The sequence below is a fragment of the Gilliamella intestini genome, from assembly GCF_900094935.1.
GTDB classification, from domain to species: Bacteria; Pseudomonadota; Gammaproteobacteria; order Enterobacterales; family Orbaceae; genus Gilliamella; species Gilliamella intestini.
Window position 1 is genome coordinate 1 of sequence record NZ_FMBA01000050.1, and the last position, 14,793, is coordinate 14,793.

Consider the following 14,793-nt stretch of genomic DNA (forward strand, 5'->3'; position numbering starts at 1 on the left):
ATAGCAATAGTAACCGAATGATTTTGTTGTAGTTGCTGTGCCCACGTTTTACGTGCTTTTGTGGGCACTACAGCTTTTTTATGATTTCTTCCTGAAGCTGGGATTTTAAACTCAGTTCGGCAAACATCTGTTTAAGCTTACGGTTTTCAGCCTCCAGCTCCTTTAAGCGTTTAATATCCGAAGTTTCCATTCCGCCATATTTTTCCCGCCATTTATAGAAAGTTGAATTCCCCATGCCATATTTACGGCAGAGTTCCTTGACAGGAATACCTGCTTCAGCTTCTTTTAAAATAGCGACGATTTGATGTTCAGTCATTTTTTTCATAATTAAATTCCCTTTTGCTTTTATCATAGAGAATTTTCTACTTTTTTGCTGTACTATTTTAGGGGAGAGTTACAATTGGAAAGTAATGTTAAATCAGATAAATTTAACATATCCATATATTCCATATTGTCTTTGATTGGCATCATCATGATAGGCAAAATCCATTCTGACTGGATATAACTTTCCATAACTTGTAAGTAACGATCTATGATGAACTTTTAGCTTATTTAGTATTAGGTCATAATGGTTGTCCATTTTTTATTCCTTTATATGAATTGTATCTATATCAATTAGCCTGTTTTGTTGACTGATTTGTATAAACGTATTTTTTTAAGATTCATAGTGATTTTCCAAAATGAAGGAAATGGTTTTTTGGGGTTATTAAATACGGGAAGAAATTAAAAATTTATTCAGACCAAGTGTTCTAAGTTTTCCTCGATGACTTGGAGGCGGGACTTTACTTAAAAATAGACAATCACTATAACACTTTTTAAAAAATGATTTCTGTTCTGTTTTAGCTAAATAACTAAGCATATAACAAACAGAACGAAACGCTTCATCATCGTGATGATTTATCATCCTTAGCCCATTAATATGATAATTATTCCGCTGACAATCATATAAATAACCTTTAGTTAGTTCATACCATGCACGTTCCAGAGCAACGTAAATAGGATAGTATTTTTGTCTTTTTTGACCATTTACATAAAAAACAGAATGAAAATGGATATGTTCATTCTGATTAAATTCCATAACAACAGCATACCCTACAATATCAAGTTCAAATTGCATAGCTTGATAAAGGAAGTACATTATTTCTTTTTTGGTTGTTTCAATATCTGTATTGAACTCATCATCTTTAGCATAATGAATGTCGATTCGAATCGGTAAAATTTTTATTTTGCATTTAGTTGCCCTTATCAAATTAGAGTTATTTGATAAGGAGCAAGATTATTTTTTTACTGTTTTAGTAACTGATGGTTTACTCAGATAGAGGGTTATTGGTGTTATTTATCTAATAATTTTCTTTTATATAATAATATTAATTAACCTTTAATGATTATTTTTTTATCTTGTCTTTAGCCTCAATAAAACATCGAAAACATTCGATAAAAATTAATATTTGACTTTGTAAAATAGTGAAACGCTAACGTAAGAATCTTATTCTCATAAAACGCTCAATTCATCAGAATATGAATGGGTAGAGATGAATACTGCATAATTATCTTATGATCAAACAACCAGCGTAATGTAAATAAATATTTACAAAAAGAATAAAGTAGTAACGGTATTAATTGAAAGTAACAGTACAAATAATGAATACATAATCACTTGGCAAGTAATTCTCGATAACCATTGCAAACAAAGGCTTTAAAGCCATTTTATGGATACACGCCATTATCGAACCAAATGTATCCGGGTTTGTATCCGATTTTTCACTTGATTTTGGGTAATTTCAGTTAAATTCGGTTGAGTAGTGAAACAAGGTGAAAGGCTTATTTGAAAAGGCTTTAGGCATAAAAAAACCTGCTAGAAGCAGGTCTTAGAATTTGGTGATTGGTGCCCGGACGCGGAATCGAACCACGGACACGGGGATTTTCAATCCCCTGCTCTACCGACTGAGCTATCCGGGCAACAATGGATGCACATTAAACACGATTTGCGATTATCAGTCAATCCTTTTTGTAATATTTTTTAAAAATAAGTGTTTGTTTGGTTGAAAAGTAGCTAATCATCTTCATATTAATAGCAAGTTTTTACTAATCTGTTTTTATTCTTATAGGAATTTTTGTATGCGACTTATTGGTTTTATTATCTTTTTTGTTTATGCTTATTTGGAGATTAGTTTTTTTATAGCAGTTGCAAATTCAATCGGTGTTTTTCTTGCTTTAATTTGTATTATTACAACATCTATTCTTGGTTTCTCGTTAGTTAAAACTCAGGGTTTAAAAAACCTTAGTATTATGCAACAAAAAATAGCTAACAATCAAAGCTATAAAAATGAATTAATTAGAAGTGTAGCTTTGCTTTTTGCCGGTTTTTTCTTGCTTATTCCAGGTTTTTTAACTGATATTTTAGGTGCAATATTATTAATACCCCACGTACAAGATCATATCGTGGAATTTATTGTTCGAAAAATGCCAATAAGCTCAAATTTTTCTTCATCACAAATGCACTATCAAGAGGGTGATATTATTGAAGGTGAATTCAAACAGAAAGATGATGAATAAATAATCAGTTAGACTTTTTTTTGAATTTGTTCTCTTGAAGAATTTAAAATAATCCCCATATATTGTGCACTACATTAAAAAATCATAATTCTATGATTTCTGTTAATAATTATCTTAATTAAAAATTAGTGCTAGGAGATAACTAATGAAAATTCGTCCATTGCATGATCGTGTGATCATTAAACGTAAAGAAGTAGAATCAAAATCAGCTGGTGGTATTGTTTTAACTGGTTCGGCAGCAGGTAAATCAACTCGCGGAGAAGTTTTAGCTGTTGGTAATGGTCGCATTTTAGAAAATGGTCAAGTACAGCCGCTAGATGTAAAAGTGGGAGATATCGTAATTTTTAATGAAGGATACGGCGTTAAAACAGAAAAAATCGATAATGAAGAAGTGCTTATCTTATCTGAAAGCGATATTTTAGCGATTGTACAAGCATAACTGACAACTAATTTAATTTATATACAGAATTTAGGAGAAATACAAAGATGGCAGCTAAAGATGTGAAATTTGGTAATGACGCTCGCGCCAAAATGCTTAAAGGCGTTAATGTATTAGCCGATGCAGTTAAAGTAACATTAGGTCCAAAAGGGCGTAATGTAGTATTAGATAAATCATTTGGTGCACCAACCATTACTAAAGATGGTGTTTCTGTTGCTCGTGAAATCGAATTAGAAGATAAGTTCGAAAATATGGGCGCACAAATGGTTAAAGAAGTCGCTTCTAAAGCAAATGATGCAGCAGGTGATGGTACAACTACTGCAACCGTACTTGCTCAAGCAATTGTTAATGAAGGTTTAAAAGCTGTTGCTGCTGGTATGAATCCAATGGATTTAAAGCGTGGTATTGATAAAGCAGTTGTTGCAGCTGTTGAAGAGCTTAAAAAGTTATCTGCACCATGCGCTGATTCTAAAGCTATTGCTCAAGTAGGTACAATTTCAGCTAACTCAGATGAAACTGTAGGTTCTTTAATTGCAGAAGCTATGGAAAAAGTGGGTAAAGAAGGCGTTATCACAGTTGAAGATGGTACTGGTTTAGAAGATGACCTTGATGTTGTTGAAGGTATGCAGTTTGACCGAGGTTATTTATCTCCATATTTCATCAACAAACCAGAAACAGCAACAGTAGAATTAGATAATCCATATATTTTATTAGCTGATAAGAAAGTATCTAACATTCGTGAATTATTACCTGTGTTAGAAGCCGTTGCTAAAGCAGGTAAATCATTATTAATAATTGCTGAAGATGTTGAAGGCGAAGCGCTTGCAACATTAGTAGTTAACACTATGCGTGGTATTGTTAAAGTTGCTGCGGTTAAAGCGCCTGGCTTTGGTGATCGTCGTAAAGCGATGTTACAAGATATTGCAATCTTAACTGCTGGTACTGTGATTTCAGAAGAAATTGGTTTAGAGCTTGAAAAAGCGACACTTGAAGATTTAGGTCAAGCAAAACGTGTTGTTATCAATAAAGATAACACAACGATTATTGACGGTGTTGGTGAAGAATCTTTAATCAAAGCTCGAGTTGAACAAATTCGTAAACAAATTGAAGAGTCAACGTCTGATTACGATAAAGAAAAACTTCAAGAACGCGTTGCTAAACTTGCTGGCGGTGTTGCTGTTATTAAGGTTGGCGCAGCTACCGAAGTGGAAATGAAAGAGAAAAAAGCTCGTGTTGAAGATGCGTTACACGCAACACGTGCAGCGGTTGAAGAAGGTGTTGTAGCCGGTGGTGGTGTTGCTTTAGTTCGTGCAGCATCAGCAATTTTAGACCTTAAAGGCGCTAACGAAGATCAAAACGTTGGTATCAAAGTTGCATTGCGCGCTATGGAGGCTCCATTACGTCAAATCGTTACTAACTGTGGTGAAGAAGCATCTGTTGTAGTTAACGCAGTTAAAGGCGGTAAAGGTAACTATGGTTATAATGCTGCTACTGAAGAATATGGCGATATGATTGCAATGGGTATTTTAGATCCAACTAAAGTAACCCGTAGCGCATTACAATATGCTGCCTCTGTTGCTGGTCTTATGATTACAACTGAATGTATGGTAACTGACCTACCTAAAGATGATAAAGCTGATTTAGGTGCTGCTGGTGGTATGGGCGGCATGGGTGGTATGGGCGGAATGATGTAATCCTACCATCATTACAAATGATACATTTCAATATAAACCACTCGGTTATGCGAGTGGTTTTTTTATGAATTTTTTTTTAGTTATATCTTCTCTTTATCAAATAACTGCAAAATAAAAATATACAATTAATTAAAAATACCAATAATAATTTAAATTTTTAATCGATTAAATAAAGTATAAATAATAATCTGTTATACCAGCAAAAAGCTTGATCTATACTTGATGATTATCATTTATTTTTTAATTTTTTGATTTTGAATAACTGTTTCACTTGTCAAAATCAGATGTTAAATAGATAATAACATGATGAAAAGATGAAATTTATCTTTTCTATAAGATCAAAATATTATTCCAAACTTTATTTTTTATTTTAATAGAATTTAAAGTAATTAAATAATAAGTGAATATAGAAATAAGCAATTAAGGAAAGAAATAATGGGTGTAGCTCCAAGAAAAAAATTAGCCAGTACAGAAGAAAAAGACTATTCGGTTAGACAACGTGAAAAAAAAGCAAAAGTAGAAACTCCACTTGCTAATATTCAAGAAAATACTTTTTTTAAAGTTATTTTTTCAGATAGCCTTTCACTTGAACAAAAAGTAGAAGAAGTCACTCATATTTTAGAATTTACTGATAATAAAGAGGCTGATCGAGCTAAAATTCAAGAATTTGATACATTTAAAGAATATCTTCAATCCATTTCTGAAGAGATGTCTAAACAACGTATTGAGATGACTGATACCGAAGTATTTGCTGAGTTACAAAGAGTTTATGCGGATTTTAATAATGATCTTAATAACTTTATTGAAAAAATTAAACCCCTTACCGAACTTACCGATGCCCTGTATAACTTACGCCAAAATGGTGAAACTCGTAATGCTTTAGCTCAAATCAAAGCCGATCAAGAGTGGGATGAAGAAAAGGCAGCGCAAAAAATCAATGTGCAGGGTGAAATTACCAATATAGAAAAACAAATATCTGATTTACAAAAAGAAATAGTGTTATTGCAGCAGGATAAAAAATTCTTTGGTCTTGGACAAATTAAAACTGCATCAAAAGAAAAAATTGATATTAATGAAGAAAAAATAACCAATCTAAAAGAGGAAATACAAAATAAGCATAAAGAATTAAATGATATTCAGATAGAAATTACAACTCGTCACGAACAACGTACCGAATCAATGGATGTTGAAAAATTAAAAGAGTTACTGAATTTAACTTCAGAACAGCATACATTGCGTCAAGCCGATATGGTTAAATCCGCATTAAAATTTGTTAATCAAGGTAAAGAACGTTTTGGTGCGATTCGTAATCATCTCGAAAAAATGGTTAAACAAATTGAAGGGCTTAGTGACAATAATGGCAATATGATACAAATTTATGCCATTATGAATGAAGCCACTAAAAAAGTTGAAAAAGTACATCGGGAACGTAGAGAGGAACTTGAAAATAAAGATGTTGGCGATAATCTATTAGAGTCAATGAAGCTTGATGAAGCAAGACGTAATTTAGATGAACATATTGACACAGTGTCAACTGCAACAGTTGATACCATGCAAACTTATGGCGAATTAACAACTGAAGCCATCAAAATTCGCAATATGCAAGCAGCAACCAAAAAACAAGTTGAAAGTGCAAGAGCAATGCATTCACGAGGTATTGCATCTGTAGCCTCTCAACTTAGTGTTGTGGTAACAGCGGTTAATTCTGCTGCAATTAATGAAGCGCAATCAATGGCAAGTAATACTTTAGCCGAAATGACACGAGTCACAAACGATATTGCAAAAAATGAAGCAATTCGAATTGCAACTGGCCGTGATGAGATTAATAATGATTTAGAAGCTATGTTACAAAACTTAGCAGAATTTGGCGATACCCAAAGAGAGGCGACTGAAATTACTCGCTCAGCACTAGAAACAATGCGTGCGAATTTAGATGAAATTGAAAAAATGTCTAAAGACGTTCAAGATGATACGCGTGAATTTATTGCGGTGACAGGTGATGTTTTATCAGAAAAATCTGAATCCAAAAAAGATAGCTCACATACTACTTCACCCTTTAAACTATAACAAAGGAATGCACAATGTATTTAGTTAGAGGGCGTGAATATTTAGCGCAACACCCTAATTTTACTTTAGTAGGAAGGGAGCATGATTTAGAGAGAATATCGTCGATTCTTATACGAAAATCATCAAACTCACTATTGTTAACAGGACCCGCAGGTGTAGGTGTTTCAACGCTTACCCTTGGTTTACAGGCGGCTAAAAATAACCCAGATACACCATTTGATTTGATTGTAAAAAAATTATTTTGGTTAAATTGTGATGCTCTTTTTTCTAGCGGCGATAGCACTAAGATAAATAATGAGTTTCAAAGTATTTTAAAAAAGCTAATGCAAACCCCTGAATCAGTGCTGATTATTACCGATACGGCTAATTTTTTAGAAGCAGCACATAATACAGGTAATGCTCATTTTATTAATGCCTTAAATAACGCCGATAAATCAAATAATTTTCAAGTTATCCTCGAAGTTCGTGATGATAAACTTAGTAGTGTGCTAAAGGCTAGCACGAATATGCCTGAACTTTACACACTTTACGATGTCAAAGAACCTGCTGGGGATAATTTAAATTCCATTGTTACTACTGTTGCAAAGGAGTTATCTGCATACCACAAAATTGAAGTGGATAAAGATGCTATTGATGAAGCAATACATTTAACCTGTAAATATCGTGATAGTTTAGGTTTAGGTGGGGCACAGCCTCAACGTGCTATTTCATTACTTGATCGTGCACTTGCTAGTTATCGTCAACTTACACATAAACAGCATCCAAAAATTGCTGAGTTAATGGGTAAGATAGCAAAAAGTACTAGTGAAACAGAACAACATGATTTGCGACAGCAGCTTGAACAATGGCAGCAAGATTGGCAGAATTTAAAGTCTGAAATTAGCAAAACATATCAATATCAACGTGATGCTGAAACGTTACGCTTCAAACTGCAAGATGAAATCACCCAGTTACAAGAAGAAGAGGACAATAATAAAAATTCAGAATCAGTTTCTATAAAGACATTTGCACAGTTAACAGCTGGAGGATTTGACTCACCAGCAGTTTCTAAATTAAAGGAAAAAATTCGACAAATTGATGCAGAAATTGCACAAAATAATGAACAACATCAAAAATTGGTGATGCTAGCCAATAAAGATTTGCGACTAAATCGCCAAGAAGTGATTGCTGAATTTAGCAAAATTTCAGGTATATCAGCAAACAAATTAGATGAGAATGAAGTTGAAAACTTGATTAATTTGGAGGCAAATTTATTATCACGAATTTTTGGTCAAGATAACATTGTTAAACATGTCGCCAATTCGGTAAAGGTTGCTAGAGTTGACAGGCTTGAAGAATCAGGTCCTGCAATGTCTTACCTATTTTTAGGTCCATCTGGTGTAGGTAAAACTGAAATGGCCAAAGCTTTAGCGGAATATGTTTACGGTGATGAAAAATCGTTAGTTCGTTTTGATATGTCAGAATACATGGAAAAACATGCTGTTGCTAAATTAATTGGTGCACCTCCAGGATATGAAGGATTTGAAGCAGGTGGAATTTTAACAAACTCAGTTAGAACAAAACCGGTGGGAATCTATTTATTTGATGAGATTGAAAAAGCACATCCTGATGTATTTAATATCTTCTTACAGATTTTATCAGATGGTAGGTTAACCGATAATGTTGGTCGAACAGTCGATTTTTCAGATATTATGATTATTATGACTTCAAATATTGGTCAACCTTACTATTTAGATCCTAATCTTACTGATGAAGAAGCTCGAGAATTGGCGACAAATGAACTCAATAATACTTATCGTTCGGAATTACTTAATCGTTTTAATGGACGAGAAAATATTCTTCATTTTAAACGTCTACCAATGGAAGTTATTGAACGGATTATTCGTCGAGAAATTGACAAATTAAATCAATCATATAGTCATCGTGGCTACACTATCGAAATAAAAGATTCTTGTATCAGTACATTCTGTCACGATCATTATGATATCATTCGTGGTGCCCGAGGATTGCCGGGTTATATAAAAACCAATGTTAGACCATTTATTGTTAATCATATTTTGCATAATCCTCATGATCAAGGAGTGTTTAAAGCAATTTATAACCAGCAGGCACATAGTTTTGATATGGAATTTTATAAAAATTAAAGGAAGATAAGATAGAATTAGTTTTCTGTAACCTTTCTTAAGGAAAGATATTGGTTTCGGACGTTATTTAAATTGGATAAAATATATCAATCAATAAAATGTTCGAAACCTAACAGTAAAAAAGTATTTTTATTTGAAATATTAAACTGAAAGATGTTGATAAAGAGTTATTACTCCAATAGAAATAAGTACTAACCCGCCCAAAAGCTCAGCCCGTTTACCAATTAAACAGCCAATTTTATTACCCAATAATAACCCAATAGTAACCATTGTACAGGTAGCTAGTCCAATCATTGCTGCGGCAAAAAAAATATTAACACTTGCTAATGCTAAGCCAACACCAACTGCAAATGCATCTATACTGGTTGAAATTGCTGTAAAAATTAACATTAGAAAAGATTTTTTTGATGATGTTAATTCATCTTCTTGGCAATTTCCATCTGACTGTTTCTGGCTGTTATATATCATATTAATGCCTAAAAATAGCATGACAGCAAATACAACCCAATGATCCCATTGTTCAATATATTGCAACGCAATATAACCAACTAACCAGCCAAGCAATGGGGTAATAGCCTCAACAACACCAAATAAAATACCAATTTTTAATGCGCCTAAAATTGGTGTTGATTTAAGTGAAATCCCACGACAAACGGCGACAGCAAAGGCATCGGTTGACATTGCTAGTGCTAATAATAAAATAGCCCAAAAATTCATGACATATACTCTTGCTTATAATTATTAAAAATTTATTAATATTATAATAATGGATGATGATTTATTTATTTGTTACTGAAAATAGATAATTTGCTATTTTTTTATCACCTTTGTTTTTATAAAGTTCAGCTGTTTTTATAACGTTGTCTCGACGATTAGCATCATATTGAAAAAGTTGCTTAAACATTAAGTCAGCTGTTTTTCGATCATTGTTTTGGATTGCACAATAGCCATACTGTTCATAAGCATCGGCTTTCCAACGATGGCGATCTAAATCGAGGCTTTGTTGAAACTGTTCTTTAGCCTCTTGATAACGATCACGTCCGCATAAAAAAGCTCCGTAATGAACATGATATAATCCGTTACCTAGTTGCATTAGTGTAATACGTTTGTAAATCATTTCGGCTTCATTATATTCACCTACATGTTGATCAAACATCGCCATCGCCAACATGACTTGAGGATTGTTTGGTGAATATTGCGCAGCTAATTTTAAATTATAATGTGCAGCTTTAACGTTTTCTTCTGATTCATTTGCTTTAGCAAGATAGCCCAATCCAAGTCGCATTCGTGCTAAAGCGGCCTTTTCTGGATCAAATTCATCACTGTTTTTCATTTGACAGCCAGATAGTATGATTATCAAAAAACAGCTAAATATAATTAACAGTTTTTTCATTTATCCTCCCTTTTTTATAAAGATGCATTTTTATGAAATTTGCTGGGCAAGATTTTGTTTTTTATAAAGTGTTCTTTTTGTACGATCAATAACCTCACCAGCTAACTGACCACATGCAGCATCAATATCATCTCCCCGTGTTTTACGAACTATTACGGTAAACCCATATCCCATTAATGTCTTCATAAAGCGATCAATACGAGTATTTGAACAACGTGAATAAGGTGCACCAGGAAACGGATTCCAAGGAATCAAATTAATTTTACTAGGTACATTTTTTAGGAATGCAGCAAGTTCATGAGCATGTTCAACGCCATCGTTAATTTGATTAAGTAATACATATTCAATAGTTACTTTTCCGTGATTTGCGTTTGAAGATGAAAGATAACGCAGAATTGAATCACGCAGCATAGACATATTGTATTTTAGGTTAATTGGCATAATTTCACTACGAATAGTATCATTAGGAGCATGAAGTGATATCGCTAGCGCCACATCAATCATACCGGCTAGCTTATCTAAAGCAGGAACAACTCCTGATGTCGATAGTGTTACACGCCTTTTTGATAAACCATAGCCAAAATCATCTAACATAATTTCCATAGCTGGTGCAACATTAGATAAATTAAGTAGTGGTTCACCCATACCCATCATAACTACATTGGTAATAGGTCTATCAGCTAATTTACCCGTTACACCAATTGCATTCGATGCACGCCATACTTGACCAATAATTTCAGAAACAGTTAAATTACGATTAAATCCTTGCTGAGCAGTAGAACAAAATTTACACTCTAATGCGCAACCAACTTGTGAGGAAACACATAATGTTGCACGATCACGTTCAGGAATATAAACAGACTCAATCAGTTGGTTATTACCAACATCAAGTGCCCATTTTATTGTGCCATCAGAAGAACGCTGTTCTACGGCAATCTTCGGAGCTTTAATTTCTGCTAAAGTCTTTAGTTGTTCACGTAGTTTTTTATTGATATCGGTCATTTGATCAAAATTATCTATACCAAAATGATAGATCCATTTCATTACTTGATCAGCTCGAAACGGTTTTTCACCAAGTGATATAAAAAACTCTCTTAATTGTTGGCGTGTGAAGTTTAGTAAATTTATTCTTTCGTTTATGGGATTAGTTGTATTAAGGTTCATTGTATTGACAGCGTCTAAACAATTTTCAGACGTATTAGATGTAGATGTTGTTAACATAAGGCCTCGTTTTTACACATTATGGCTATTTCATTTTTTAGGAAAAGGATTATACTGTTTTTAACTTAATCTGGCTATATAGAATATTGGCAAGCTTGAAAGATGAAAAAATCAACGATATTAAAAAAAATAGGTGATTTGACTTTAAACTTATCTTTACTTCTATTTCCTACTTTTACCATGGCACAACAGATCACATTAAATAAACTGATTGGACAGTTTGACGAAAAAAAAGATAATGGTTTTATTGCGTTAGACTCAACTATACTACCTGTTAATAAAAAAGGAATGTATCTACAAAAAGAGCCAACCGAACAACTTATAAAAGCCTACAATGACTTTAAAAAAATTCACCCAGATATTCCTTTTATCATAGTAAGTGCAACGCGAAATTACACTTACCAAAACGGTATTTGGCAACGGAAATGGGATGCTTTATCAGCTAAAATAAATGACCCAGAAAAAATTGCTGAAGAAATTCTAAAATTTTCGTCAATGCCAGGTACATCAAGGCATCATTGGGGTAGTGATATCGATATTACTAGTGTTTCTTCAGAATACTTTAGAAATGATAAAAAAGGAATTATTCTTTATAAATGGCTTCAAGAGAATCTACCAAAATATGGCTTTTGCCAAGCATTTAATGGTGGTAGAAAAGGCGGGTACCAGCTTGAAGAATGGCACTGGTCATACAAGCCTATTGCTAGCCAATATATTGCACAATATAAAGCCATATTAGAAAGTGATCCAAATGCTATAATGAAAACATTAACGTTCGCTGGTCACGATAAAATTAAACTAGAAAGCTTAGTTAAAGAGTATGTATTAACTGTTAATAGTGACTGTTACTAACTCTTATTAAAGTTTTCTCCAATAAGGTAAACATATTGTTACAATAAGCCCTCCACCATCACGATTAGTTGCTTCAATAGTACCGTTATGCATAATAACGGTCTTTCTTGCTATCGCAAGTCCTAGTCCGTAACCTTTGCCTAATTGAGGAGACTGAATACGGACAAATGGTTCAAAGATACTGGATAATTTACTCTCTTCAACACCAGGACCACGATCTTTAACTTCAATTTGTAAATATTTACCGGTTTCTTTTAACGAAACCTCTACAGCTTGTCCAGATATTGAAAAACGAATGGCATTACGAATAATGTTTTCAACTGCACGCCGAATTTGCTCTGAATTCCCTTTAACAATAGAATGCGTGATTGGTGATAGATTAAAATGTACATCAATTAACTGATGATTAGCTTCATAGTTAGCATCATTAATCACCACGCTAATTAAGTCTTTTAAATCAAAATACTCATCGGTACGATTATTCATTTCTGCACGAGAATAATTTAGAATTTCACCAATTAGCTGATCTAATCGTTCTGATTCTAATTCAATTCTAGCTAAAGCCGTATCAATATTTTGCTTATTTTGTTGAGCAAGCCCAATTGCTAACTGCAAACGGGCTAGTGGAGTTCTAAGTTCATGAGAAACGTCATGAAGAAGAGATTGACGATCAGAGAGCAAAATATTTAGCTGTTCAACCATCATATCAAAATCTTTACCAAGTTCACTTAATTCATCGCGGCGAGGTTTTAATTTATTGAACAATCTAACAGAAAGATCACCTTGAGATACTCTAAAAAAGCCTTGTCTTAATAGTCTCATTGGTCTGGTTAAGTTCCAAGCTAAAAAAAGGCTAAAAACAAGGCCAACACATATCCCAAGTAATACAATTGTCATTGGCATATTAAATAACGCTTTTGTATCGTGATCTTCCTTATCTTCTTTAAATGAAACCGAATAAAGTGTTCCGTCAGGTGCTGCTGCCATACGTTGGTAAGCATATGTTGGGGTTTCTAATTCATCGTTCAAAATATTGACTTGCTCATTAACAGGAGAAACTAATTTTATTGATAATAAAGATCTTTCTCGTTCAGGTAAATGCGCTACAAAATTAAGTGTTTCATCTTCGCCTGCCACATGTAATAACTGAGCAATCATATCAACTTTTGTCGGCATATGATTAAGGAATCTTTGATTTTTATTTCCTACATAAATAGAAAACGCAATCCAAGTTAATTGGAAAGTAAGATAAAAAATAATCCCAAATATAATGAGTATTTTCCAAAATAATCGACGATTCATATCAAGCCTATTAAGTCATTAACGAATACGGTAGCCAACAGCTCTAATTGTTTCTATCGTTACATCATTTTGTGCAACTTGGTATAGTTTTTGACGAATATTGCTAATATGCACATCAACACTACGATCGTAAAGCTCTCTTGCTCGGCCAAGTCCTATTTCTGATAATTCTTCTTTTGTTACTACTCGCTCGTTATGTTTTACAAGTAATACTAACAAATTAAATTCAGTTGATGTTAAGTCAATAACTTGTCCATTCCAAGTGCATAATCGTTGCGGTATATCTAATGTTAAACCGTTAAAATGGTATTTTTTATCATCAACTGTTTCTACTGAACGTTCATCAAAACGACGTAGAACCGCACGTAATCTTGCTAGTAACTCACGAGGATAACATGGTTTAGGGATATAATCGTCAGCACCTAGTTCTAACCCTAAAACGCGATCGATGTTATCGCCTTTAGCTGTTAGCATAATAACAGGCATATTACATTGTTGACGTATATTTTTAAGAACATCAATCCCATTAATATCAGGTAACATTACATCTAAAATTGCAGCACGATATTTTCCTGATAATGCTTCATTAATGCCATCTTTACCCAAATAAACGCTTTTGATATTAAAACCTTCATTAGTTAAATATTCGCTAAGCATTTGTGATAATTCAATATCATCATCAATTAATAAAATATTTATCATAATCGTCACCATAATTTAATTTAAGTCTTTACATTATTGCAATAATAAAAAAAAGTCAGGTAGTTTTACTAAAATATTACATATTTTATACTATTGCTGATTATTTAATTTACTATCTAATTATGTAAGAAAGTTGAGGTTAATTTTATGTTTTAATCTATGTTTTCAACATGCTCTGAAAAAGAAATACCATTATTAGATTGCTTTACAAAAAATACTATTCAATCTTGAACAAAAAACTAAAACAAAATCTATATTATTTGGAAAATAGTTTTACTATCTAGCATTATTATTAGGGGCTGTTGATCTTTGCTGTACATAAATTACTCAACAATACATTGGCAGCCACATTAACATAAATGCCAGTGATACCATACTGGCATAATTCCTTTCTAACTTATCGTATCTAGTTGATATTGAACG

The 14,793-nt window shown here is 33.1% G+C and carries 12 protein-coding genes, 1 tRNA gene and 2 pseudogenes; 6 read left to right on the forward strand and 9 right to left on the reverse strand.

The features are described from left to right. Nucleotides 1-73 precede the first annotated feature (73 nt). The 3 genes and pseudogenes from GA0061080_RS10085 to GA0061080_RS10095 all read right to left on the reverse strand — a co-directional run. Nucleotides 74-325: pseudogene (locus GA0061080_RS10085) on the reverse strand (transposase); the annotation flags it as partial. A 381-nt stretch (nucleotides 326-706) separates the two neighbouring features. Next, nucleotides 707-1,249, reverse strand: a complete 543-nt coding sequence (locus GA0061080_RS10090; protein WP_091125027.1) for a YagK/YfjJ domain-containing protein — start codon at nucleotides 1,247-1,249, stop codon at nucleotides 707-709. A gap of 634 nt (nucleotides 1,250-1,883) precedes the next feature. Next, a tRNA-Phe gene (locus GA0061080_RS10095) sits at nucleotides 1,884-1,959 on the reverse strand. Nucleotides 1,960-2,118: 159 nt separating this feature from the next. On the opposite strand from GA0061080_RS10095, the gene GA0061080_RS10100 reads away from it, so the two are divergent. The 5 genes from GA0061080_RS10100 (at nucleotide 2,119) to GA0061080_RS10120 (ending at nucleotide 8,900) form a co-directional block, all read left to right on the forward strand. Next, nucleotides 2,119-2,556 carry an FxsA family protein gene (locus tag GA0061080_RS10100; protein WP_091125030.1) on the forward strand — a complete coding sequence of 146 codons (438 nt, stop codon included), beginning with the start codon at nucleotides 2,119-2,121 and terminating at the stop codon, nucleotides 2,554-2,556. 145 nt (nucleotides 2,557-2,701) lie between these two features. Then, nucleotides 2,702-2,995: a co-chaperone GroES gene (locus GA0061080_RS10105; RefSeq protein ID WP_034915350.1), complete on the forward strand. Its 294-nt coding sequence runs from the start codon at nucleotides 2,702-2,704 to the stop codon at nucleotides 2,993-2,995. Between the two features lie 47 nt (nucleotides 2,996-3,042). Beyond that, a complete protein-coding gene (gene groL, locus GA0061080_RS10110) occupies nucleotides 3,043-4,689 on the forward strand; it encodes a chaperonin GroEL (RefSeq protein ID WP_091125034.1) in 1,647 nt (548 codons plus the stop codon). 435 nt (nucleotides 4,690-5,124) lie between these two features. Further along, a complete protein-coding gene (locus tag GA0061080_RS10115; RefSeq protein WP_091125038.1) occupies nucleotides 5,125-6,756 on the forward strand; it encodes a coiled-coil domain-containing protein in 1,632 nt (543 codons plus the stop codon). 14 nt (nucleotides 6,757-6,770) lie between these two features. Continuing rightward, nucleotides 6,771-8,900: an AAA family ATPase gene (locus GA0061080_RS10120; RefSeq protein ID WP_091125041.1), complete on the forward strand. Its 2,130-nt coding sequence runs from the start codon at nucleotides 6,771-6,773 to the stop codon at nucleotides 8,898-8,900. Nucleotides 8,901-9,041: 141 nt separating this feature from the next. Here GA0061080_RS10120 and GA0061080_RS10125 read toward each other — a convergent pair whose 3' ends face one another. The 3 genes from GA0061080_RS10125 to rlmN all read right to left on the reverse strand — a co-directional run bounded on the left by GA0061080_RS10125 (nucleotide 9,042) and on the right by rlmN (nucleotide 11,457). Continuing rightward, entirely contained in the window at nucleotides 9,042-9,617 is a 576-nt protein-coding gene (locus GA0061080_RS10125; protein ID WP_091125044.1) for a manganese efflux pump MntP, read from the reverse strand. A 61-nt stretch (nucleotides 9,618-9,678) separates the two neighbouring features. After that, nucleotides 9,679-10,293, reverse strand: a complete 615-nt coding sequence (locus tag GA0061080_RS10130) for a hypothetical protein (protein WP_141683136.1) — start codon at nucleotides 10,291-10,293, stop codon at nucleotides 9,679-9,681. Nucleotides 10,294-10,323: 30 nt separating this feature from the next. Then, nucleotides 10,324-11,457, reverse strand: coding sequence for a dual-specificity RNA methyltransferase RlmN (rlmN, locus tag GA0061080_RS10135; protein ID WP_342446791.1), 1,134 nt, complete (start codon nucleotides 11,455-11,457; stop codon nucleotides 10,324-10,326). Between the two features lie 159 nt (nucleotides 11,458-11,616). On the opposite strand from rlmN, the gene GA0061080_RS10140 reads away from it, so the two are divergent. After that, nucleotides 11,617-12,366 (forward strand): M15 family metallopeptidase, encoded by a 750-nt coding sequence (locus GA0061080_RS10140; protein WP_091125055.1) that lies wholly within the window; start codon nucleotides 11,617-11,619, stop codon nucleotides 12,364-12,366. Between the two features lie 6 nt (nucleotides 12,367-12,372). On the opposite strand, the gene GA0061080_RS10145 is transcribed toward GA0061080_RS10140, so the two are convergent. From GA0061080_RS10145 to GA0061080_RS12445, 3 genes and pseudogenes are all read right to left on the reverse strand, one after another. Then, nucleotides 12,373-13,668, reverse strand: a complete 1,296-nt coding sequence (locus GA0061080_RS10145; RefSeq protein WP_065636408.1) for an ATP-binding protein — start codon at nucleotides 13,666-13,668, stop codon at nucleotides 12,373-12,375. Between the two features lie 18 nt (nucleotides 13,669-13,686). Beyond that, entirely contained in the window at nucleotides 13,687-14,367 is a 681-nt protein-coding gene (locus GA0061080_RS10150) for a response regulator transcription factor (RefSeq protein ID WP_091125059.1), read from the reverse strand. Between the two features lie 330 nt (nucleotides 14,368-14,697). Further along, nucleotides 14,698-14,793 (reverse strand): annotated as a pseudogene (locus tag GA0061080_RS12445) (IS5/IS1182 family transposase); the annotation flags it as partial.

Excerpts from the sequence above, each read along its gene's own strand:
- GA0061080_RS10125 (WP_091125044.1), bottom strand. The coding sequence starts at position 9,617 with ATGAATTTTTGGGCTATTTTATTATTAGCACTAGCAATGTCAACCGAT.
- groL (WP_091125034.1), top strand. The coding sequence starts at position 3,043 with ATGGCAGCTAAAGATGTGAAATTTGGTAATGACGCTCGCGCCAAAATG.
- GA0061080_RS10145 (WP_065636408.1), bottom strand. The coding sequence starts at position 13,668 with ATGAATCGTCGATTATTTTGGAAAATACTCATTATATTTGGGATTATT.
- GA0061080_RS10105 (WP_034915350.1), top strand. The coding sequence starts at position 2,702 with ATGAAAATTCGTCCATTGCATGATCGTGTGATCATTAAACGTAAAGAA.
- GA0061080_RS10120 (WP_091125041.1), top strand. The coding sequence starts at position 6,771 with ATGTATTTAGTTAGAGGGCGTGAATATTTAGCGCAACACCCTAATTTT.
- GA0061080_RS10115 (WP_091125038.1), top strand. The coding sequence starts at position 5,125 with ATGGGTGTAGCTCCAAGAAAAAAATTAGCCAGTACAGAAGAAAAAGAC.
- GA0061080_RS10140 (WP_091125055.1), top strand. The coding sequence starts at position 11,617 with ATGAAAAAATCAACGATATTAAAAAAAATAGGTGATTTGACTTTAAAC.
- rlmN (WP_342446791.1), bottom strand. The coding sequence starts at position 11,457 with ATGAACCTTAATACAACTAATCCCATAAACGAAAGAATAAATTTACTA.
- GA0061080_RS10130 (WP_141683136.1), bottom strand. The coding sequence starts at position 10,293 with ATGAAAAAACTGTTAATTATATTTAGCTGTTTTTTGATAATCATACTA.
- GA0061080_RS10100 (WP_091125030.1), top strand. The coding sequence starts at position 2,119 with ATGCGACTTATTGGTTTTATTATCTTTTTTGTTTATGCTTATTTGGAG.